Below are 20257 nucleotides of genomic sequence, written 5' to 3'. Positions count from 1 at the left end.
GGCGGGCGGGTGGCCCCCCCGGGGGTGGGGTGGGTGGTGGCCTTCGGGTTGTCGGGGGGCACCGCGCGGAGGGGGGGCCCCCCAGGCTCGGGGCCCACCACCAGGTCCGGATCGGCTAGGGACGCGGCAGCCGCGGCACCGCCTCGAGCAGGGTGCGCGTGTAGTCATGCGTGGGCGTGCCCACGACCTGCTCGGTGGGGCCGAGCTCGACCACCCTGCCCTCGTGCATGACCGCCACCACGTCCGAGACGTAGCGCACGACGGCCAGGTTGTGCGAGATGAACAGCATGGACAGGCCCAGGTCCGCGCGCAGGCGGCGGATCAGGTTGAGCACCGAGCCCTGCACCGACACGTCCAGCGCGCTGGTGATCTCGTCTGCCACCAGCAGGTCGGGGCGGGCGCCCAGGGCCCGGGCGATGGCCACCCGCTGCCGCTGCCCGCCCGACAGCTCCCGCGGATACCGCCCGGCGACGTCGGCCGGCAGGGACACCAGCCCCAGGAGCCTGGCGACCTCCTCCCGCACCCCGGCACGCCGCCCGCCGGCGAACTTGACGCCCTCGGCCACGGAGTCGCCCACCGACATCCGGGGGTCGAGGGAGGCGTACGGGTCCTGGAAGACCATCTGGATGCGGTCGGCGCCGGTGATGGCGCCCTGGTGCGGGATCAGGCCGCTGACCGCGCGGGCCACCGACGACTTGCCCGAGCCCGACTCGCCGACCAGGCCGACGATGCCGCCCGGCGGGATCTCCAGTGTGACGTCGTCGACCGCGGTGAAGGCGCCGTAGCGGACGGTCAGGTGGGAAATGAGCATTCAGACCTCCCAGCAGGCGACCTGGTGCGCCGGGCCGTGGACGATGAGGGGCGGGCGTTCGGCCGAGCAGCGGGCGGCTGCCAGCTCGCACCGGTCCGCGAACGCGCACCCGGTGCCGACCTGCGAGGGAGCCGGCTGCCTGCCCGGGATGCTGGCCAACGGCCTGCTCCTGTCAGTGTCCATGTCGGGCAGCGAGTCGATGAGCGCCCGCGTGTAGGGGTGCGCGGCGCCGGTGGCCAGCCGGGCCACGGGCAGTTCCTCGACGACGCGGCCCGCGTACATGACCACGACCCGGTCGCACAGCTCGCCGACGACCGCGATGTCGTGCGAGATGAACAGCGCGGCCGCGCCGGTCTCTTCGACGACCTCGCGCAGCAGGCGCAGGATCTGCCGCTGCACGGTCACGTCGAGCGCGGTGGTCGGCTCGTCGGCGATGATCAGCTTGGGCTCCCCCATCAGGCCCATCGCGATCACCGCTCGCTGCCGCATGCCGCCCGACAGCTCGTGCGGGTGCTTCCTGGCCTGTTTGTCAGGCTCGGGCAGGTGCACGTGCCCGAGCCGGTCGACGGCTCGCGCGTGCGCCTCGGCACGACCGGCCCCCAGGTGGACGGTGGCCACCTCGGCCAGCTGCCCGCCCACCTTGAGCGCCGGGTTGAGCGAGGCCATCGGGTCCTGGAACACCATGGCCAGCGTGGTCCCGAGCTCCTTGCCCGACATCTCGGCGACGTCCTTGCCGTCGAGGCGGAGCCTGGCGTGGGTGACCGATCCGGGATGCGGCACGAGCCCGCCGATGGCGGCCGCGGTGAGGCTCTTGCCGCTGCCCGACTCGCCGACGATCCCGACGATCTCGCTGGGCGCGACGCTCAGCGACAGCCCGCGCACCGGCGTCGCCCCGCCGGGGAAGGACACGGTCAGCTCCCGCACCTCCAGCACCGCGCCGGGATCGGGCTCGCCGGCGGCCTCCTCCCCCACGGCCTCCGGCTTCTCCGCCCGTACGGCGGGCCGCCCCGCCGCCTTGGCCAGCGCGTCGCCGAGCAGGTTGAACCCGATCCCGGCCAGCGCCACGGCCAGCGCGGGCCCGAGCGCCACCTCCGGCGTCACGTAGATCCGGGCGAACCCGTCGAACAGCAGCCGCCCCCAGTCGAAGTCCGGCGGCTGCACGCCCAGCCCGAGGAACGACATGCCGGCCAGCCCGAGCAGCGCGAACCCCAGGGACTGGGTGAGGTTGAGGATCAGTGGCTCGGCGATGTTCGGCAGCACGTGCCTGGTCAGCGTCCGCCAGCGCGGCACGCCCAGCATGCGGGCGGCCGCGACGTAGTCGGCCCCCGCGACGGAGGCGGCCAGCGTCTGGGTGAGCCGGGCGAACGCGGGCGCGGTGGCCACCCCGATGCCGAGCACGGCCCCCTTGGCGCCCAGCCCCGTCACCACGGCGGTGAACATGGCCAGCAGCAGCCCAGGGAAGGCGACCAGCGCGTTGACCGTCCCGGTCACGAACCTTGCGCCGCGGCGGGGCAGCACCGACGGCAGCGCGCCGAGCACGATCCCCACGCTCGCGCCGATGAGGGAGGCGATCAGCGCGAGCGTGAGCGAGAAGCGCCCGGCGACCATGACCCGGGCCAGCAGGTCGCGGCCCAGGTTGTCGGTGCCGAGCGGGTGGGCGGACGAGGCGCCCTGCAGGATGGCCGCGGCGTCGATCCGCTCGGCCGCCTCGCTCCAGATGGGCGGCCCGATGATCGCCAGCACGATCATCAGCGCCACGAGCACGGCGCCCGCGACGCCCGAGGGGGTGCGCGGGAGCCGCAGGCGTGCCCGGCGCGGCTGGACGTGCGGCTGTGCCGTACTCGTCAGGTCCGCCGCCGTCTGAGCGCTGGACATCAGGACTCCTTGATCTTGGAGGTCGGGTCGAGCACGCCAAGGAGCAGGTCGACGGCGAAGTTCACGACCAGCACGATGCCGCCGTAGACCAGGATCACGGCCTGGGCCACGGGGTAGTCCTTCTGCGTGATCGCCTCGGTGATCTTCAGACCGAGTCCGGGCCAGGCGAAGACGTACTCCACCAGCACGCTGCCCGCGATCAGGGCCGTGAGCAGCAGCCCGCCCAGCGTGAGCGTGGCGGTGAGGGTGTTGGGCAGCACGTGCCTGAGGTAGAGCCTGCCCGCGGGCAGCCGCTTGGCGCGGGCCAGGCGGATGTAGTCGGAACCCAACTCCTTCAGCGTCTCCACCCTGGCGATGCGGGCGATCATCGCGATCGGCCCGATGGCCAGGGATGCCACGGGCAGCACGAAGGAGTCCAGTCCCGCCTTCCCGGCAGGCGGGAACAGGTGCAGCCCGATGGCGAACACGGTGACCAACGCGATCGAGTACAGGAACTCGGGCAAGGCCACGGCGGTACCGGTGACCGAGTTGAAGGTGATCTCGGTGCCGCGATTGCGGCCGTTCTCGGTGCGGATGGCGGCCCACATGCCCAGCGGCAGGGCCACGAGCAGCGCCACGACGGTGGCCAGGACGGCCAGCATCAGCGTGTTCGGCAACCGGGCCATGATCACTTCACCCACAGGCTCGCTGCTGATGAACGACGTGCCGAGATTGCCGGTGAAGACGTGGCCGACGTAGGTGAAGAACTGCTCGATCAGCGGCCTGTCCAGGCCGAGGGCGGCCGTGCGGGCCTGGACCAGCTCCACCGGGGCGGCGGGCCCCAGTGAGGCCCGCACGGGGTCGCCGGGAATCAGGTGGATCATCGCGAACGAGGCCACGAGCAGCGCGGCCATCGACACGACGAACCTGATCAGGTGCCTCACTCAGCCTCCCTGGGTGAGCCGGATCGAGGCCGGGAAGAGCAGCCCGGCCAACGTGTCGAACGTGGCGCCCTTGCTGGCGGTGAGAACCGTGTTCTCCGCCACCGGGACCAGGTCGACGTTGTCGAACAAGGCCGACTCCGACTCCAGCCAGAGCTTGCACCCGGCCTCGCCCGGCATCCCGATGGCCTTGGACACGAGCTCCTCGTAGCGGGCGTTGGCCAGGTGGGCGAAGTTGCCCCCCTTGGGGGCGGACGGGCCGGACAGGAAGCCGATGAGCTGGGTGGGCAGGGTGACGCCGATGGGCAGCCAGATGACGTCCCAGTCCTGGGTGGCGTTGAGCTCCTCAGCGAGCTTGGTGTCGATGACGCCGTTCAACTTGGTCTCCACGCCGATCTTCTTCCAGGCGTTGGCGATGTACTCGGCCGCGGCCTGGATGCCGGGGCCGCGGGTCGTCACGTACACGTAGCGCATCGACAGCCGCTTGCCGTCCTTGACGCGGATGCCGTCGGGGCCGACCTTCCAGCCCGCGGCGTCGAGTGCGGCGGTCGCCGCGGCGACGTCGTAGCCGGGCACGTGGCCCGTGACGCTGTCCCCTTGGCAGGGGCGCGGGTAGAGCACCAGTCCGCTGGCGGGCTTGCCCGTGCCGCTGGTGGAGATGTTGCCCAGCTCGGTCAGGTTGATGGCCTGGGTGAGCGCCTTGCGCACGGCCGGGTCGTGGGTGGGCCGGTCCTCGCCCTGGTGGTAGAAGAACTGGCCGTTGCCGTTCGCGACGACCTTCTTGCCTATACCGGGAGTGGCCTCCAGCCGCGCCCGGTCGGGACCGTTGACGTCCATGCCATTGATGGAGCCGGCGATCATCAGGTTGGCGGCCGTCTGCTCGTTGGGGACGATCTTCACGACCGTCGTGTCGGGCAGGTCCTTGGCGGTGGCGCCGCCGGGGCCCCAGGTGTAGTCACGGCGGACCTTGAAGGTGTAGTGGTCGCCGGGCACCGCCTCGCTCAGCACCCATGGGCCGCTGCCGGAGGTGGCGTGCGCGAGCAGCGAAGGGTCCTTGACCGCCTTGCCGCACACGATGAACAGCAGCCGGGCGCTCTCCAGGATGAAGCTGAACGGCTTGGACGTCGACAGCGTGACGGTCCCCGCGGCGTCGTCGGCCTTGGCCTTCATGTCGGCCGGCACGAGCACGCCGTTGATGGGGGACTTGGTGGCGGGGTCGGTGATGTGGTTGACGTTCTCGGCCACGTCCGCCGCCGTGAGCGGCGAGCCATCGGAGCACTTGACGTCCTTGCGCATGGTGAAGGTCACCTGGTCGGGCTTGACGTCCCACTTCTCGGCCAGCGCTGGGATGATCTTGCCGTCCGGGGAGCTGCTGACCAGCGTGTCGTAGGCGAAGGACAGCACCGTGTTGGTGACGGAGAGGACTCCCATGGCGGGATCGAGCACCCCGGGATCGGCGGTGATGGCGTAGGTGAACGTACCGCCCGCGACCGGCTTGCCCGGTCCGCTCGCCGCGCCGCCGCCGCCGCAGGCCGTGGCGAACAGGGCCAGTGCGGCGAGCGCTGCTGTTTTTCTCATTCGGGGACTCCAGACGCGCAGTGGGGGGAGATGCCCCACCTTCGCCCGTAGCCGGGGCCGGTTCTTCGTGCCGCTTCACGAAATGCGCGGGCCGCCTCGTCCTAGCGGCCGAAGATCCGCATCTGGAGCATCACGGTGAGGCGGGCGTCGGGGTCCGACAGGTCGAGCCCGCTGATCTCCAGCAGCCGCTTGAGCCGGTACCGGAAGGTGTTGGCGTGCACGTGAACCTTGGCGGCGGCCACGTTGACGTCGCCGAAGGCGTCCAGGTAGGCCCGCAGCGTGGCGACCAGCTCGCTGCCGTGCTCGGCGTCGTGGGCGAGCAGGCGCTCGTAGGGGCCGGTGGGCGACTGCTCCTCGGCCGCGGCCACGTCGGCGACCTGCAGCAGCAGCGACTCGAAGTGGACGGTGGTGTAGCCGGCGACCTGCCCGCGGCTCCCGCGGGCGCGCAGCACGCGCAGCGCCCTGTCCGCGTCGGCGCGCGAGCGCGCCACCTGCGACAGGTTGGCCGCCATGCGGCCCACGCCGATGTTGGCGGCGTGCCGCGGCCCGACGCGCGCCAGGAAACTCTCGGCGACGCGTACGGCACGCCTCTCCTCATCGCCGCCCGCGTGCAGCGGCAGCACGGCGTAGGCCACCGAGCCGACGAGCGCGGCGGCGGCCTTGGGATGGATGGCGCCCACGTGCAGGGCCAGCGCGTCGCAGAAGCGCTGCCTGTCGCTCTCGCCGCGGGCCGGGTCGGCGGCCGAGGCGTCGGTGAGCTGGGCGGCCAGCACGCACAGGCGCTCGGTGGCGATGCCCAGCCTGCCCGCCGCCTCGTGCGCGTCGGCGTCGCCGGCCAGTACGGTCGACAGCAGGTCGGCGCGCAGCCGCCGCTGGGTGTCGGCGCCGGCGCGCTCGCGCAGCAGTTGCAGGGCGACGATCTTGGCGGCGTCGGTCAGTGCGCGCTGCCGCTGCTCGCTGAGGGGCTCGCGGACGGCGGCCCAGATGGAGCCGAGGATCTCGTCGCCGGTACGCACGGCCACCGCGACGCGGTCGAGGCTGCCGTCGGTCATCTCGATGTAGATGGGGTCGCGGCTCTGGTAGAGCTGCTTGAAGAAGCCCTTCTCGTCCAGCATCCGCTGGTACCGCTCGGGCACCTGGCGGCCGAGCACCGTCTCCACGCGACCGGGGTCGGCCTCCTCCTGCCTGCCGGAGAAGGCCAGCACGCGGGAGGAGCGGTCCTCGATGGTGACGGGCGCGTCGAGCAGCGCGCAGACCGCGTTGGCCAGCGCGAACAGGTCGCCCTGCGGCCCCTCCCCTGGTTCGGCCAGGTCGCCCTCGGCCAGCAGCGACCTGAGCAGCGCGGCCACCTGGGACCAGGAGGCGGCGCGGGTGAGCCCGAGCACGGCCACGCCGGTCTCCAGGACCTTGGCGCGGACCTGCTCGTCGACGTCCACCGGGAGCTTGACGACGATCCCGGCCGCCTCGGGCGCCAGGTCGATCAGCGAGCAGATCTCGGGAGCGCCGTGGACCCCCACGGCGAGCAGGATCCCGCCGGGCGGGACGAGCAGCTCGTCGAGGGGGTCGAAGATGTGCACCCCGGTGACCTCGACGTCGAGGACACCGGGGGAGGCCGCCACGTCGAGGACCGTGTTGCCGAGGTCGAGCAGGATCCGTCCCAGGCTGGCTCGTGGACGGTCGTGCATGCGCTCACGATAGTCGACGTAGAGGGACATCAGCCGCGCAGGTGGTCGACAGCGAGCCGGGCCGCCTTGCCGATGGCGGCGTCGGCGGCCGGGATGCGGAAGCCCAGGTCGTCGCCGTGGAGGAACACAGCCACGGCATACCTCGACTTATCCGGATATTCCACGACACCTACCTCGTTGCGGACGCCCCAGAGCGTGCCGGTCTTGCCGGAGACCTTGACCTCGTCGGGGAACCCGGAGGACATCCGGTGCGGCCAGATCTGGTTGCCCATGATCTTCCGTACCTCGGCGCAGGCCTCGGCCGGTCCCGCCTCGTCACGCCAGATGAGGCCGAGCAGCGTGGTCAGCTCGCGCGGGGTGCCCGCGGTCGTCCGGGCGGGGTCCCGGACGGCCAGGGCGCGGATCCGCTCGGGCGTGGCCGTCGCCAGCGCCGCCGCGAGCGCCTCCTCCAGCTCGATCCCGCCCTTCTCCGCCGCCTCGGGGCCGACCAGTTCCTCGGCCACCGACTTGAACAGCTCGGCGCACCCGCCGATCAGGCGGGTCTGCCAGAGTCCCAGCTCGGACAGGGTGCCGTTGACCCGCTCCAGGCCGACCCTGCGCAGCAGCACGTCGGTGGCGGCGTTGTCGGACATCGTCATCATGAAATGGGCCAGGTCGCGCAGTGTGAGCGAGACGTCGTCCGCGCAGCCGGAGGTGCCGATCCCGCCGTCCTTGTCGGCGGCGGTCACGGTCAGCCGTTCGGTGCGCTCCAGCTCGCCCATGGCGGCCTGCCTGGCGTACTCCAGCACGATCGGGATCTTGAACACCGAGGCCAGGACGACGGGCGAGTCCGGGTCGAGCCCGGTCTCAGCCCCGCCGTCGAGGTCGACGGCGTGCACGAAGCCGCGCACGCCCGCCTCGTCGAACACCTCACGCACGCGGCACCGCCCTGCCGTTGTGCAGGTAGGCGGCGCGGCCGTCGCGCAGGATGAACGTGGCCGTCTCGTACAGGCCATCCTCGGCTTCGGCGGCGACGAAGGAATCGCCGCTGAGATGCACGAACCTGGTCGTCTTGTGCTCGGCGCCCATGCTCGCCATGAACTCGCCGGGGATGAGCGTGATGTCCAGCCCGCCGTCGGCGGCGGCCACCTCGTAGGCCAGCTGCGGCCCTTGGTAGCGCCCTTCGTACGGCGCGGCGTCCACGGCCCGCGGCTGCGCGGGCGGCTTCGGCAGCTCGGGCACGGCGGCGCCGGTGACCTCCCTGATGACGGGATGCATCACGTCGACGAGCAAGCCGAGGGCGCCGCCGCCGTTGGCGTTCATCGCCACCACGAAGTCGGCGCCGGGCACGATGACCCAGAACGTGCTCTGCCCCGGGGTGCCGCCGTCATGGCCGTAGGCGCCCCATTCGAGCAGCTCGACGCCGAGCCCCCACTGCGCGGCCAGCAGCCCGTTCACGCCGGGCACGTCGACCTGCGGGGTGAGCATGGCGGCCACGCTCTCCTGCGACAGGACCCTGGTGCCGTCCTCGGCGACGCCGCCGGCGGCCAGCATCCGCCCGAACCTGACCAGCTCGCGCGGGGCCAGGCACATCGTGGACCCGGCCGGCGCGTTGGAGCGAGGCATCTGCCACTTCGGGTAGACGACGTTGTCCGGCCCGATATGCCCGGCCGCGGCGCGGAAGAGCACGGCCTCCTCACCGAACAGCGCGGCCTGGGTGACGCCGAGCGGCTCCATCAGCCGCTCGCGCATGGCCTGCTCCCAGGTGGTGCCGCGCAGCCTGGCCACCAGCGCGCCGAGCACCGCGTAGCCGGCGTTGCAGTAGGAGAACAGGGCACCGGGCTCGTGCACGATCCCGGCGTCCTTCAGGTAGGCGACGAACTTGTCCAGGCAGTCGTCGCCGCGCCCGGTGTCCTCGAACAGGTCGCCGTCGAAGCCGCCGGTGTGCGTCAGCAGGTGCCGCACCGTGATCGCCCCGCGCACGGGGAAGCCGGGCAGGTAGTCGGTGACGAGCTTGTCCAGCTCGACCAAGCCCTCGTCGACCAGCTGCATGACCAGCGCGGCCGTCCAGACCTTGGTGGTCGAGCCGACCTGGAAGACGCTGTCGGGTGTGGCCTCCACGCCGGTGTTCCTGTTGAGCACGCCGGTGGCGGCCTCGTGCAGCTCGCCGCGTGACCACACCGCGATGGCCGCGCCGGGCACGTTGTGCGCCCGCACCGCTTCGTCGAGACGCTTCTGCAGGTCCATCTCAGCTCACCTTCGGGGTTGCGCGCGCGCCCATGTGCACGTAAGGCGTGCCGTCCGCGAGTTCGTAGAAAACGGCCGACAGCCACTGCGGGTCGCCGTCCTCGCGGCCGACGAAGGTGTTCTCGTCGACCGGGATGGTCTTCAGCTCGAGCGGGGGGCTCATCCCCGCCAGCGCGCCCGTGGACTCCATGCGGCACCACAGCGCGCCGTCGCGCACGGACATCGTCACCCTCGCGCCGACCCGCTCGTACACGCCGGCGTGGCGCTCCAGGTCGACCTCGACCGGGGTCTCGGGCGGGCCGAGCACCGGCGGCACCTCGATCCCGTCGAGCTCGGCGAACAGCTCGGTGGCCACCGCGTGGGTGAACGCGCCGCTGCGGCCGCCGTTGGCCGACACCGCCACGACCGTGCCGGTGTCGGGGACGATCCAGAGCATGGCGTGCTGGCCGATGGTGTTGCCGCCGTGGGAGACGATCCGGTGGCCGCTCCACTCGTCCAGGATCCAGCCGATGCCCCAGTGGCTGCCCAGCGTGTAGGGGTTGGGGAGGGCAACCTGGGGCTCCCACATGGCCTGCGGGTCCTTCAGCAGGCCGCCCTCCAGGTGGGCGCGGCCGAAGGCGACGACGTCGGCGGGCCGGGCGCAGATGAGGCCGGCCGGTCCTGCCGAGCGCATGAGTCCCCAGACGGGCGCGGTCTTGCCGCCCTCCACGTGGCCCATCGCGGCCCGGTAGCGCAGCACGTCCTCCGGCAGCGTCACCGTGTGGGTCAGGCCGAGCGGCTCGACGATCTGCTCGCGGAGCACGTCGTCCCAGCTCTTGCCGTACACCTTCTCCAGGATGCGGCCGGCCACGATGAAGCCGGAGTTGCAGTAGGACTGGGTGGCGCCGATGGGGTGGTTCTGCTTGAGGTCGGCGCAGGCGGCCACATACTTCTCCACGCAGTCGTCGCCGCGGCCGGTGTCGAGGAACAGGTCGCCGTCGATGCCGCTGGTGTGCGAGAGCAGGTGGCGGACCGTGACGGTCTTGGTGACCTCCGGGTCGGCGACCTTGAACTCGGGCAGCAGCTCGATCACCGGCGTGTCCAGCGTCAGCGTGCCCCGCTCGGCCAGCTGCACGAGCATGGTCGCGGTCCACACCTTGCTGACCGACCCGATCTGGAACAGCGAGTCGGTGGTGGTCTCGACGCCGGTGTCGGCGTTGAGCGTTCCGGCGGCGAACTCGTGCAGCTCGCCCTGGTGCAGGTAGGCCAGCGCGGCCCCCGGCACCTCGTACTGCGCGATCAGCTCGGCGAGCCGCTGACCCATTGCTCCAGCCACGCGAGGATCCTCTCGTTGTAGTGGTGACGGTGTGAGGGACGGCCGTTCAGGATGAACAGGTGGGAGCCGCCCGGGTAACGCACCAGCCTGACCGGCACCTGCCGTTCGCGCAGCGCCTCGAACCACTGCTCGGCCTGCCCGACCGGGCACCGGTCGTCGTTCTCTCCGTGCAGGATCAGGGTCGGGGTGGTGACCTGATCCACGAAGGTCATCGGCGACTGCGCCGCCAGGTCGCCGGGGCACTCGTGCTTCTTCAGGAAGTAGCCCACGTCGGAGGTGCCGGCGATGCTGTGCAGGTCGCTGACGATGCCGCCGGGGATGGCCGCCTTGAAACGCCCGGTGTGCGAAGTCAGCCAGCAGGTCATGTAGCCGCCGTAGCTGTAGCCGGTGACGGCCAGCCGGTCGGGGTCGGCGACCCCCTCGGCCACCAGCTGGTCGAGGGGCGCCAGGAAGTCGTCCTGGTCGGAGATGCCCCAGGCGCCCTTGGTGGCGGTGTAGAAGGCCTCGCCGTAGCCGTCGCTGGCACGCGGGTTGATCGTCAGCACGGTCCAGCCCTGGGCGGCGAGCACCTGGTGGTAGAGGTGCACGCCGTCGAAGACGGGCGCCCAGGCGTTGTGCGGGCCGCCGTGCACGTCCAGCAGCAGCGGGCCGGGCTCGGTCAGGTTCTCGTCGCGCAGCACGAACCCCTCGACCGGGGTGCCGTCCGGCGCGGTGAAGGTACGGCGGCGCGCCACGAACAGCTCCACGTCCGGCAGCGCGTAGGAGGTGAGCACCACCCCGTCCAGGTACACCTCGCCCGCGCTCTCCGGCGTGGAGGCGACGTAGGCGATACGGCCCGACGCCACGCTGGCGCCGGCGACCACCCGATCGCCGCCGACGATCTTCTCCGCCTGGCCTGAGACGGCGCCGGGCAGCCGGTACAGGTGCGAGCAGCCGCCGTCGCGGGCGGCGAAGATCAGATCCTGGCCGAGCAGCTGCGGCATGGCGCCCGGGTAGCCGGGGGCGCCCATCATGACGTTGCGGTCGAGCCCGGTCTCCAGCTCGGTCAGGGTGTCCCCGTCCAGCGTGTACAGCCGCGTGTGGCCCTCCGGGGCGCCGTGCATTCCCGCGATCACCAGGCGGTCGCCGAGCCACCAGGCGCCCATGCAGATCACTTCGGGGCCGGTCAGCCGCTTGGGCTCGCCGCCCGCCGCCTCGACCGCGTACACCTCGCCGCTGACGACCAGGTCGCGGTCGGACTCCAGCGAGGCGGTGAAGGCCAGCTGGCGGCCGTCGGGCGACCAGGTGGGCTGACCGGCGTGGAAGTCGCCCTCGGTCAGCTGGACCGTCTCGCCGCCATCGGCGGGGACCACGAAGACGTGCGTGGTGATCTCGCGCAGCAGACCGGCGCCGTCGGCCTTGTACTCCAGGGTGTCCACGACCACGGGAGCGTTCGGGTCCACGGTGCCGTGCGGCCCGCCGTAGGCGATCCTCGTGCCGTCCGGCGACCAGACGGGGACGCCCGCACCCAGCTCGGCCTCGGTGAGCTGCGTCGGCTCGCCGCCGTCCATGGGCAGCAGGTGGATCTGCGGCTTGCCGTCGACGGGACGCAGGAACGCGAGCGTGCCGCCGTCGGGCGACCAGCGCGGAGCGCCGCCCTTGGCCAGGCGGCGGGGCTCGGTGCCCGGGGCCGCGAGCCAGATCTCGGTGACGTTCTCGTCGGAGTCCCGGTCGGCGGTGGTGAGCGTGTAGGCGACGGCGCCGCCGTCCGGCCGCAGCTGGGGATCCCCCGGTACGGCGAGGCGGTACAGGTCGTCGAGGGCTAGGGGTGGCATGTCCGAACCGTAGGCCAGCCGCGCGGGGCGTTCTTCGGCCGATGCGACGAACAAGCCCCCACCCTTCGTGCGGGGACACCAAGCGCCGGGAATAATCGGTTGCTCCCCGGTGCTCAACTGCATCACTATGACGCTCATGTTCCTGCACGCATGCCACGCAACGCCCGCAGTCGCGGGCGCGCAGGCGCGTGCCTTCGGCGGCCTGGAGCTCTGACCTCCGCCTGTAAGTCCTGACAGTGACCCGGCGGGTGGAGGTAGTCGACCCGGACGGGTCACGAAAAAGGACTCTTCGAAGGAAGGAACAATGGCCAAGCAGGCCTACATCCGTAACAAGCCGCATCTCAACATCGGCACGATGGGCCACGTCGACCACGGCAAGACCACGCTGACCGCCGCGATCACCAAGGTGCTGGCGGAGCGCGGCCAGGCCACGTACACGCCGTTCGAGCGGATCGACCGGACCCCGGAGGAGCACTCCAGGGGCATCACGATCAACATCTCGCACGTCGAGTACGAGACCGCCACCAGGCACTACGCCCACGTCGACATGCCGGGCCACGCCGACTACGTGAAGAACATGATCACGGGGGCGGCGCAGCTCGACGGCGCCATCCTGGTCGTGTCCGCGCAGGACGGGATCATGCCGCAGACCCGCGAGCACGTGCTGCTCGCCAAGCGGGTCGGGGTCGAGCACCTGGTCGTGGCCGTCAACAAGGCCGACGGCGCCGACCCGGAGCTGACGGACCTGGTCGAGCTGGAGCTGCAGGAGATGCTGTCGGAGCACGGCTTCGACGACGTGCCGATGGTCCGGGTGTCCGGGCTGCGGGCGCTCGAGGGCGACCCGCGGTGGGTGGCCTCGATCGACGCGCTGCTGCAGGCCGTCGACGACCACATCCCGGTGCCGATCCGGTACGTGGACGCGCCGTTCCTGATGCCGGTGGAGAACGTGCTCACGGTCACCGGCCGCGGCACGGTCGTCACCGGCGCCATCGAGCGCGGCACGGTCCGCGTCGGCGACACGGTCGAGGTCGTCGGGTACGGCGAGCCGTACACCGCGGTCGTGACCGGGGTCGAGACGTTCGGCAAGACCATGGAGGCCGGCGAGGCCGGCGACAACGCGGCCGTGCTGCTGCGCGGCGTCCGCCGCGAGCAGGTGCGGCGCGGCATGGTGCTGGCGCGGCCGGGCAGCCAGGCGGCCCGCACGTCGTTCACGGCGCGGCTCTACCTGCTCACGCCCAAGGAGGGTGGCCGCAGGAAGCCGATCGGTGACGGCTACCGGCCGCAGTTCTACCTGCGCACGACCGACGTGCCGGGCAGGATCGCGCTGGACGGCCCTGCTCACGACCATGGGGCCAGGCCGGGTGACACCGTCGACGTGTCGGTCGAGCTGGGCAGGGCCGTCGCGGTCGAGCCGGGGCTGGGCTTCGCGATTCGCGAGGGCGGCCTGACGGTCGGCGCCGGCACGGTGCTGTCCGTCTGAAGGGGGCGCCCGCCGTTACGTCCGCACTCTCGCGGAACGTACGGCGGGCGCCTTCGGTTTTCCGACCCTGGCGAAGTGCAGGAGGCTGTCCGGGTCCTCGACGTCCAGGCGGTCGGCGAGCACCCGCCTGGTCTCGGCGCAGTCGATGACCTGGCTGAGCGGATGCGTGGTGTATCCGAGTCCCGACAGGGTGAGCCAGGTCCGCATCAGCGCCCTGCCCTGCTCCACCTGCTCGCCGGGGTCTCCGACGAGCACCAGCACGTCGCCGTCGTAGTCGAGCAGCCCGCGCCCGGCACCGGCCAGCACCCTGGGCAGTCCCAGCCGCCGAAGCGCCGGGTACAGGGCCAGCGAGGCCCGCAGCCCCAGCGCCTCACCGGTGCCCAGTGAAAGGGCCTTGTCGGTGAGCCCGTCCAGCAGGTAGCGCGGATGGCGTGGGGTGAGGCGCAGCCATTCGCGCAGTTCCCGTGTGACGTCCGGGTCGCCGAACTGGTGCAGGTCGGCCGCGAACAGCAGGTCGGCCAGGTCGCGGCACGGCACTCTGACCAGGTTCGCGTGCTCGGCCAGGCGGTCCATGACCTCGACGGGGAGCCGCCCAGGCTCGTAACCCCCGCGGTTGGCGCCACGCGCTCGCACGTCCGCCGTCGTGAAGTCCGTCTCGTACGGCCCGGCGACCCGATGCAGGAACCCGACGCGCGCGGGCTCCGAGTCGTGCCTGAAGCCCACCGACAGCCCGGCATCCCGGCACACGATCAGGCAGGTCTCCACGAACGCGCCAAGCCCGAGCCGCAGATCCCGCCCGGTCGGGTCGCTGATCGGCAGGGCACGCGCCGGATCCCAGGAGACCTCGACCTCGTCCTGACCGTAGTTCAGCACCCACGGCTGGGTGTTGTGCGCGCTCGGGGCGCGCCAGAAGTCGGGCTCCAGGTCCCGCAGCTCCTTCACCCGAGATCCTTCTCGTAGAACGTGTAACCGTGCAGCGCCCGCCCGCCCATCGCCCGGTACTGGGCGGCGGACCCCGGGTTGGAGTGCTCGACGTAGGTGCTGCGCAGTGCTTGGTAGCCGCCTTGCAGGAGGCCCTGGTGTAACTCCCTGGACAGCAGATTCATGTAGCCCCTGCCCTGCTCGGCCGGGATCGTGCCCTTGATGATGAGCACGGCCTCGCGGCGGTGACGGGAGCGGGAGGCCAGCAGGCGGAGCTGGTTGGCGATGTGCAGGTTTCCACGAATTTTCGCCACGAACTCGGAAATGTCGGGCAGGCACAGGACGAAGGCGATCGGGCGCCCGGCCTTGGTGAGGTAGAGCAGCAGGGCCTCGTCGAGCAGGTAGGCCAGGCCGTCGGTCTGCTGGGAGAGCTGCTCGGCGGAGATCTCGGTGTAGTAGCCCAGCCCGGCGAAGCTGGCGTTGAGCATCTCCCGCAGGATCGGCAGCTGCCGCCCGATCCGGCGCCTGTCCCCGCGGTGGATCTCGAGGTCCTCCGCGGCGATGCGCGAATCGTCGAAGCGGAAGACGGGCTCGGCGGGGACCGGGCAGATCCACGTGTCGGACTCGAAGCGGCGGCGGAAGCCGTACTTGTCGTACTCCTGCGGGTAGTAGGGGTGATTCCAGGCGCTGTCGATGAAGCCGCGCTCGCCGAAGCCGGAGGTGATGACGCCGCCCGCCTGGTTGGGCAGCAGCGAGACGGGGCCGAAGACGGCGTCCTTGCCCGCGGCCTCGGCGCAGATCGCGTCGAACAGGGCCTCGCCCGCGCCCTCGGCGAACTCGGTCAGGCCGAACAGCTGCAGCCGCCTGCCGAGCTTGGCGTCGAAGGCGTCCGAGGTGTGCAGCGTGGTCCTGCCGACCACCCGGGCCCCGTCCTTGAGCAGGCACAGCCGTACCCCCTGGCGTTGCCAGCCGCGGATCGTGGCGTGCAGCGGCGGGATGAAGCGCTCGTCGTAGAGCTCGTCGGTGAGCCGGAGGAAGGCGCGCAGGTCGGCGCGGCCGTCGACGGTGGTGAGCCTCATCCGCGCTTCACCCGCGGCCCCTCGCCTTCCTCGGTGGTCAGCGGGGTGAACGTCTCGATGTGCGCCATCGGGCCACCCTCGGCCCGCCAGATCCCGTTGGAGTAGCCCTCGGCCTCCGCACCATAGAGCCTGATATATCCCCCGGTGGCGTTTTTATCGCCATCCGTCACCCATTGCATGAGCTTGCGGTGATGCCGGGATCGCGCGAAGCGCAGCAGCGAGTCGCGGTCCTCGAAGAAGGCCAGCGTGCCCAGCGTGAAGGGGAACTCCCAGTACACCTTGTGCCAGCAGTAGCCCTTCATCCGCTTCATGTCCCTGACCATGCGGAACCAGGTCATCGTCAGCGTGACGATCGACAGCACGCCCCGGTAGCGGGTGGCCCCGACGAACATGGCCGTCGCCCGCCCCTGCGGCGGCGCCTTGCTGAAGTCCGTGGTCCTCATCAGTCCTTCACCAGTTAGACGCCTTCGCCGGCAGGCCACCACCGCAATGGAGACCCTCAAATGCGAACACTATCGACCAAACCGACCCCGCGCCCCAGCTCCCTTCCTTCGCCCCGCAGCGGACGAGTCAGCTCAGCTCTTGGCGAGTGCTTCGCGGCGGATCCACTGGAGCATGGTGGGGTTGTCGACGGTGGTGATGACGCCGACGGCGGCGCGGAGGTAGCGGTCGTCGTCCAGCAGGGCCAGCGACCCGAGACGAGACAGCCCCGCTGCCTGTGACATGGGAGGGAAGACAGTCCCGGGCATCTCAGACCAGGTAGGTGTTCTTCATCTTGGTGAGCCCGGCGAACGGGCCCTGTGCCGGGTCGAAGACCTTGACGCGCAGGTCGGCGGTCGTCGGGTCCTCCTTCAGCGACTCGGCGAAGTCGCGCGAGACCCGCGCCAGGTGAGCGACCACGCCCTTGCGGCAGATCTCGGCCAGCGCCTCGCGGTCGGGCTCGGCGCCCTCGCGCAGCTCGAGGTTGATGACCGGCCGGTACTCCAGGCCGGGCAGCTCCTCCAGCGACAGGCAGAAGCGGGCGATGTCGCGGGCGTAGGGGTTGCCCTCGTAGAGGCCGTACTCGACGTCCTGCGGGTAGAGGTTGGCCCCCATGTAGGAGATCGTCGAGTCCTTGCGGCCGAACATGAACAGCAGCGGAAGGTTCATCCGCTCGTCGGTCCACGCCTTCGCGTAGTCGGCGCCGAGCAGCCGCTTCACCTCGGGGAGCGTGTGCAGCTGCGCCTCGTCGCCGACGTTGTAGCGGAGCTTGGGCTGCAGCGCGCTCTTGGTGTTGATCGTGCACAGCAGCTCGCCGTCGGAGTTGATCTCCAGGAACGTCTCGAGCGGGTTGTAGTGGAAGATCATCGGCAGTCGCTGCTCCCCCGGCCCGAGCAGCTTGTCGCGCAGCGCCTGGTCGGTGGCCAGGCGCTTGCGCAGCCACACGGTGAACCCGCTCTCGGCGCCCATCCCGATGGTCAGATCGCTGGCACCGTAGCCCGACCTGACCTCCTCGAAGCGCTCCTCCAGGTAGTCGCGCAGCGCCTCGGTCATGCCCTCGCCGCCGACCTGGCCGCTGATGCGGTACTCGGCCCAGGGGAATCCGCCCTGGTCGAGCCGGTCGCGCAGGTGCTTGAGGAACGGCGGGTAGGCGCAGACGACGTAGTCGTAGCCGGGCCCGAAGTGCTCCAGCGTGTCGACGATCTTGTCCAGGTCCGGGCCGGTGTTCTTGACCATGGCGATCCTGGCCATCGCCGCGCCCGTGGTGGTGCCGGTCGCCCAGGCGCCCATCGAGTAGGCGTTGATCACGAACAGCCGTTTGCCGGGGAAGACCAGCTCGATGTACCCGGCCGCGTTGCGGTAGATGCCCTTCAGCTCGCGCGGCCCCCGCACCCAGTTGTACGGCTTGCCGCTCGACCCCGACGACTCGTCCACGATCACGCCCGGGCGGTGCAGGCGGCCCTCCTGGCAGCGGCTCGCCTCGTCGTAGACGGCGGCGTAGTTCTGCTTGGTCGTCTCGGGGAAGTCGGCCAGCCGCCGCGCGCCCACCGTTGCGTTCTCCCGGAGGAAGTCACGGTAGGCGGGCACGTCGACGGCCGCGAACTTGCAGGCCACCAGCGCGTGCCTGGCCGCCACCCGGTCCAGGGCCGGATGGTAGGTCCTGGCCACGAACCGCCAGATCACCGGATGCAGCGCGCCCAGCCGGTAGGCACCGGTCAGCAGCCACGAGTACGCCTGCAGCCGGATGCGGCGCCAGCGTTCCCTCGCGGTGAGCGGTCCGAGGCGGGGACTTAAGCGGGTCATAGACGCGAAACATACCGAACACCGATAAGTCCCCGCTTTATATCCGGTTGCTCGCGTACGGGTCCGCGCGCCTGCCCGCCACCCAGGTCTGCTCGCAGCGGGTGCCGTCGTCGAAGGGGTGCCCGTCGCAGATCGCCAGGTCGGCCACCTCGCCGGGCGCGATGCCGCCGGAACCCGGCGCGCCGATCGACGCGGCCGCGCGGGTGGTGGCCGCCGCGACGGCCTGGCCGTACCCGATCGCCTGCTCAGGCTGGAACGTACGGCGGGCCGCGACGCGCAGGTTGGCCAGCGGGTCGAGGGGCCCGCACGGGTGGTCGGAGCTGATCACCGGCGGGACCCCCGCGTCGGTCAGCAGGCGGGCTCCCGCGACGGCCAGGTGCCGGTCGAGCCCGGTGGTGGCGAACTGCCCGCCGAACCTGGTCACGAAGCCCGGCTGGACGGCGGCGTGCGCGCCGGAGGCGGCGATCAGGTCGGCGGTCCTGCGGTCGAGACCGGTGAGGTGGTCGAGGGTGGCTCTGGCGCCGGTCTTCGCAACCGCCCGGGCGGCCTGCTCGGCGGCCAGGTTGCCGAGCGCGTGGATCCGCACCGCGATGCCGTCGTCGGCGTAGGCGGCCAGCAGCCCGACCAGGGCTTCGTCGGTGAGGCGCAGGTAGGGCAGCTCGATGCCGCCCCCGGCGAAGGCCATCTTCCTGCGCATGCCCTCGCGGATCGGGCCGAACGCCCGGCGGCGTAGCGCCTCGGCCACGGTGCCGCCGACCATGCCGGGGAGGGCGGCCATGGGCACCCGGAGCGCGCACCGGTCGGCGCCGTCGAGGAAGATCTTGACCTCCTTGACGGCCTCGCCGTACGGGCCCTCGGGGGCTTCACGAGAGGGGGCGTCGAAGATGCCGGTCTCGGGGCCGGTCGCCCAGGACAGGCGCAGCGGGGTGGCGGCGGCCAGGCGGCGCATGCGGTCGTGCGCGGACGGCGGGACGTAGGGATCGTGGGCGTGCGTGATGCCCACCGCGAGATGCCTGCGCGCCTCGGCCAGCAGCGCCTCCTCCGGATCGGCGGCCTCCCCCAGGTCGGCCAGCGCCCGCCTGAGCACCCGGCCGTAGGCGGCCTCCCACACCTCGCCCGTCTTCGTGAGGTCGCCGGGCTCGCCCTCGGCCAGGTGCAGGGCGGGGCTGGAGACGGCGCCCCTGTGCAGGTCGACGCCGCTGACGAGCACCTTCCTGCCGGGTGCGGCCTCGTCCAGTTCCGCCGACGTCGGCAGGCGGCCCTCGGGCCAGGCGTGCAGGGAGGCGTTCCAGAACAGCAGCCACGGGGCGTGCGGCGCGGCCTCGGCGGCCGTCCGCACAGCGTGCAGCGCGTCACGCAGGCCGGTCCATGCGGCGGCGTCTCCCCCGCTCGGCTGCCAGGCGGCCACGGTCAGGTGGGTGTGCGTGTCGACGAACCCCGGCAGCACGTGCCGCCCCGGCAGGTCGACCACCTCGTCGGCGGCCGGGGTCTCGTCATGCCCGGTGGCGGCGATCCGCTCACCGTCGAGCAGCACCCATCCTGGCTCGGGCTCGCACTCGGCCCCGCCCCAGACGGTCACCCCGGTGATCAGCGTTCGCCCCATGGTCCGCACACCCTAGTCCAGGACCTGCGGGATGATCTCCTCGAGCAGCTTGACCAGCGTCTCCTCCAGGAAGACGTGGGCCTGGTGCCGGGTGAGCCTGCCGCGCCTGAGCCACTCGGCGGACGTGGCCTCGGCCATGCCGGAGAAGCCGCGCAGCATCCCCCGCACCTCCGGATGGGTGCGCGAGACCGGGCCGAGGCCGACCACCTCGATGATGTGGTCCACCACCCGCTCGCGTGCCGCGTCCACGATCGCCTCCAGCTCCGGGTCGCCCTGCGTCGACAGGGCGGTCAGCCACGTCTCCTGGTTGCGTTCGAGCAGCTCCAGCCAGCCGTTGACGCTCTCGCACACCCGGTCGCGGACGCTGGCGCCCTTGACGTACTCCGGCACGGGCACCGGCGGGACGCTCAGCAGGTCCGCCACCGCGGCCAGGTAGAGCTCGCGTTTGGTGCCGAAGTAGTGGTTGAGCAGCCCCCTGCTGACGCCCGCCGCGGCCGCGATCTCGGTGTTGGACACCGACTCGTACGGGCGCTCGCGGAAGAGCGTCTGCGCGCGGTCGAGGATCTGCTGGCGGCGGTCGTCGGGGTCCATGCGTCCCATGGATGGATTATCACACCGCCAACGTCTATTGGCGGAGCGCCAATAACGTGTTACGAATCTCTGCAAA

17 protein-coding genes are annotated in these 20257 nt (G+C 71.5%); 1 reads left to right on the top strand and 16 read right to left on the bottom strand.

What is annotated here, in order from left to right:
- Positions 1-115: 115 nt before the first annotated feature.
- The 9 genes from ACIBHX_RS44895 to ACIBHX_RS44855 form a co-directional block, all read right to left on the bottom strand.
- Complete coding sequence (locus ACIBHX_RS44895; protein WP_397074182.1) at positions 116-811, bottom strand: ABC transporter ATP-binding protein; 696 nt, start codon at positions 809-811, stop codon at positions 116-118.
- Complete coding sequence (locus ACIBHX_RS44890) at positions 812-2686, bottom strand: dipeptide/oligopeptide/nickel ABC transporter permease/ATP-binding protein (RefSeq protein WP_397074180.1); 1875 nt, start codon at positions 2684-2686, stop codon at positions 812-814.
- The gene (locus ACIBHX_RS44885; protein ID WP_397074178.1) at positions 2686-3609 is read right to left on the bottom strand and encodes an ABC transporter permease; all 924 of its coding nucleotides are present in this window, start codon (positions 3607-3609) and stop codon (positions 2686-2688) included. Before ACIBHX_RS44885 ends, ACIBHX_RS44890 begins: the two co-directional genes overlap by 1 nt.
- The gene (locus ACIBHX_RS44880) at positions 3610-5184 is read right to left on the bottom strand and encodes an ABC transporter substrate-binding protein (protein WP_397074176.1); all 1575 of its coding nucleotides are present in this window, start codon (positions 5182-5184) and stop codon (positions 3610-3612) included.
- Positions 5185-5285: 101 nt separating this feature from the next.
- Positions 5286-6869, bottom strand: coding sequence for a PucR family transcriptional regulator (locus tag ACIBHX_RS44875; RefSeq protein WP_397074174.1), 1584 nt, complete (start codon positions 6867-6869; stop codon positions 5286-5288).
- Positions 6870-6898: 29 nt separating this feature from the next.
- Positions 6899-7786, bottom strand: coding sequence for a serine hydrolase (locus ACIBHX_RS44870; protein WP_397074172.1), 888 nt, complete (start codon positions 7784-7786; stop codon positions 6899-6901).
- Positions 7779-9095, bottom strand: coding sequence for a serine hydrolase domain-containing protein (locus tag ACIBHX_RS44865; RefSeq protein ID WP_397074170.1), 1317 nt, complete (start codon positions 9093-9095; stop codon positions 7779-7781). The genes ACIBHX_RS44870 and ACIBHX_RS44865 overlap by 8 nt, the downstream gene beginning before the upstream one ends.
- A 1-nt stretch (position 9096) precedes the next feature.
- Positions 9097-10410, bottom strand: a complete 1314-nt coding sequence (locus ACIBHX_RS44860; protein WP_397074168.1) for a serine hydrolase domain-containing protein — start codon at positions 10408-10410, stop codon at positions 9097-9099.
- Positions 10374-12224, bottom strand: a complete 1851-nt coding sequence (locus tag ACIBHX_RS44855) for a S9 family peptidase (protein ID WP_397074166.1) — start codon at positions 12222-12224, stop codon at positions 10374-10376. The genes ACIBHX_RS44860 and ACIBHX_RS44855 overlap by 37 nt, the downstream gene beginning before the upstream one ends.
- Before the next feature lie 304 nt (positions 12225-12528).
- Between ACIBHX_RS44855 and tuf the strand changes: the two genes are divergently transcribed.
- Complete coding sequence (gene tuf / locus ACIBHX_RS44850) at positions 12529-13704, top strand: elongation factor Tu (RefSeq protein WP_397074165.1); 1176 nt, start codon at positions 12529-12531, stop codon at positions 13702-13704.
- Positions 13705-13719: 15 nt separating this feature from the next.
- On the opposite strand, the gene ACIBHX_RS44845 is transcribed toward tuf, so the two are convergent.
- From ACIBHX_RS44845 to ACIBHX_RS44815, 7 genes are all read right to left on the bottom strand, one after another.
- The gene (locus tag ACIBHX_RS44845; RefSeq protein WP_397074163.1) at positions 13720-14646 is read right to left on the bottom strand and encodes a hypothetical protein; all 927 of its coding nucleotides are present in this window, start codon (positions 14644-14646) and stop codon (positions 13720-13722) included.
- A complete protein-coding gene (locus ACIBHX_RS44840; RefSeq protein ID WP_397074161.1) occupies positions 14643-15704 on the bottom strand; it encodes a hypothetical protein in 1062 nt (353 codons plus the stop codon). Before ACIBHX_RS44840 ends, ACIBHX_RS44845 begins: the two co-directional genes overlap by 4 nt.
- Positions 15701-16147, bottom strand: coding sequence for a DUF4188 domain-containing protein (locus tag ACIBHX_RS44835; RefSeq protein ID WP_397074159.1), 447 nt, complete (start codon positions 16145-16147; stop codon positions 15701-15703). Before ACIBHX_RS44835 ends, ACIBHX_RS44840 begins: the two co-directional genes overlap by 4 nt.
- Positions 16148-16279: 132 nt before the next feature.
- On the bottom strand, positions 16280-16429 hold the full coding sequence (locus ACIBHX_RS44830; protein ID WP_397074157.1) for a hypothetical protein: 150 nt from the start codon (positions 16427-16429) through the stop codon (positions 16280-16282).
- A 25-nt stretch (positions 16430-16454) separates the two neighbouring features.
- Positions 16455-17987, bottom strand: a complete 1533-nt coding sequence (locus ACIBHX_RS44825; protein WP_397074155.1) for a phenylacetate--CoA ligase family protein — start codon at positions 17985-17987, stop codon at positions 16455-16457.
- Between the two features lie 37 nt (positions 17988-18024).
- Positions 18025-19590, bottom strand: coding sequence for an amidohydrolase family protein (locus ACIBHX_RS44820; RefSeq protein WP_397074153.1), 1566 nt, complete (start codon positions 19588-19590; stop codon positions 18025-18027).
- Between the two features lie 12 nt (positions 19591-19602).
- Positions 19603-20190, bottom strand: a complete 588-nt coding sequence (locus ACIBHX_RS44815) for a TetR/AcrR family transcriptional regulator (protein WP_397074152.1) — start codon at positions 20188-20190, stop codon at positions 19603-19605.
- Positions 20191-20257 lie beyond the last annotated feature (67 nt).

Source organism: Nonomuraea sp. NPDC050536 (genome assembly GCF_044457685.1).
Classification (GTDB): domain Bacteria; phylum Actinomycetota; class Actinomycetes; order Streptosporangiales; family Streptosporangiaceae; genus Nonomuraea.
This window is presented reverse-complemented; position numbering and strand designations above follow the sequence as displayed.

Excerpts from the sequence above, each read along its gene's own strand:
- ACIBHX_RS44840 (WP_397074161.1), bottom strand. The coding sequence starts at position 15,704 with ATGAGGCTCACCACCGTCGACGGCCGCGCCGACCTGCGCGCCTTCCTC.
- ACIBHX_RS44820 (WP_397074153.1), bottom strand. The coding sequence starts at position 19,590 with ATGGGGCGAACGCTGATCACCGGGGTGACCGTCTGGGGCGGGGCCGAG.
- ACIBHX_RS44875 (WP_397074174.1), bottom strand. The coding sequence starts at position 6,869 with ATGCACGACCGTCCACGAGCCAGCCTGGGACGGATCCTGCTCGACCTC.
- ACIBHX_RS44815 (WP_397074152.1), bottom strand. The coding sequence starts at position 20,190 with ATGGGACGCATGGACCCCGACGACCGCCGCCAGCAGATCCTCGACCGC.
- ACIBHX_RS44830 (WP_397074157.1), bottom strand. The coding sequence starts at position 16,429 with ATGTCACAGGCAGCGGGGCTGTCTCGTCTCGGGTCGCTGGCCCTGCTG.
- tuf (WP_397074165.1), top strand. The coding sequence starts at position 12,529 with ATGGCCAAGCAGGCCTACATCCGTAACAAGCCGCATCTCAACATCGGC.
- ACIBHX_RS44880 (WP_397074176.1), bottom strand. The coding sequence starts at position 5,184 with ATGAGAAAAACAGCAGCGCTCGCCGCACTGGCCCTGTTCGCCACGGCC.
- ACIBHX_RS44865 (WP_397074170.1), bottom strand. The coding sequence starts at position 9,095 with ATGGACCTGCAGAAGCGTCTCGACGAAGCGGTGCGGGCGCACAACGTG.
- ACIBHX_RS44835 (WP_397074159.1), bottom strand. The coding sequence starts at position 16,147 with ATGAGGACCACGGACTTCAGCAAGGCGCCGCCGCAGGGGCGGGCGACG.
- ACIBHX_RS44890 (WP_397074180.1), bottom strand. The coding sequence starts at position 2,686 with ATGTCCAGCGCTCAGACGGCGGCGGACCTGACGAGTACGGCACAGCCG.
- ACIBHX_RS44825 (WP_397074155.1), bottom strand. The coding sequence starts at position 17,987 with ATGACCCGCTTAAGTCCCCGCCTCGGACCGCTCACCGCGAGGGAACGC.
- ACIBHX_RS44855 (WP_397074166.1), bottom strand. The coding sequence starts at position 12,224 with ATGCCACCCCTAGCCCTCGACGACCTGTACCGCCTCGCCGTACCGGGG.
- ACIBHX_RS44895 (WP_397074182.1), bottom strand. The coding sequence starts at position 811 with ATGCTCATTTCCCACCTGACCGTCCGCTACGGCGCCTTCACCGCGGTC.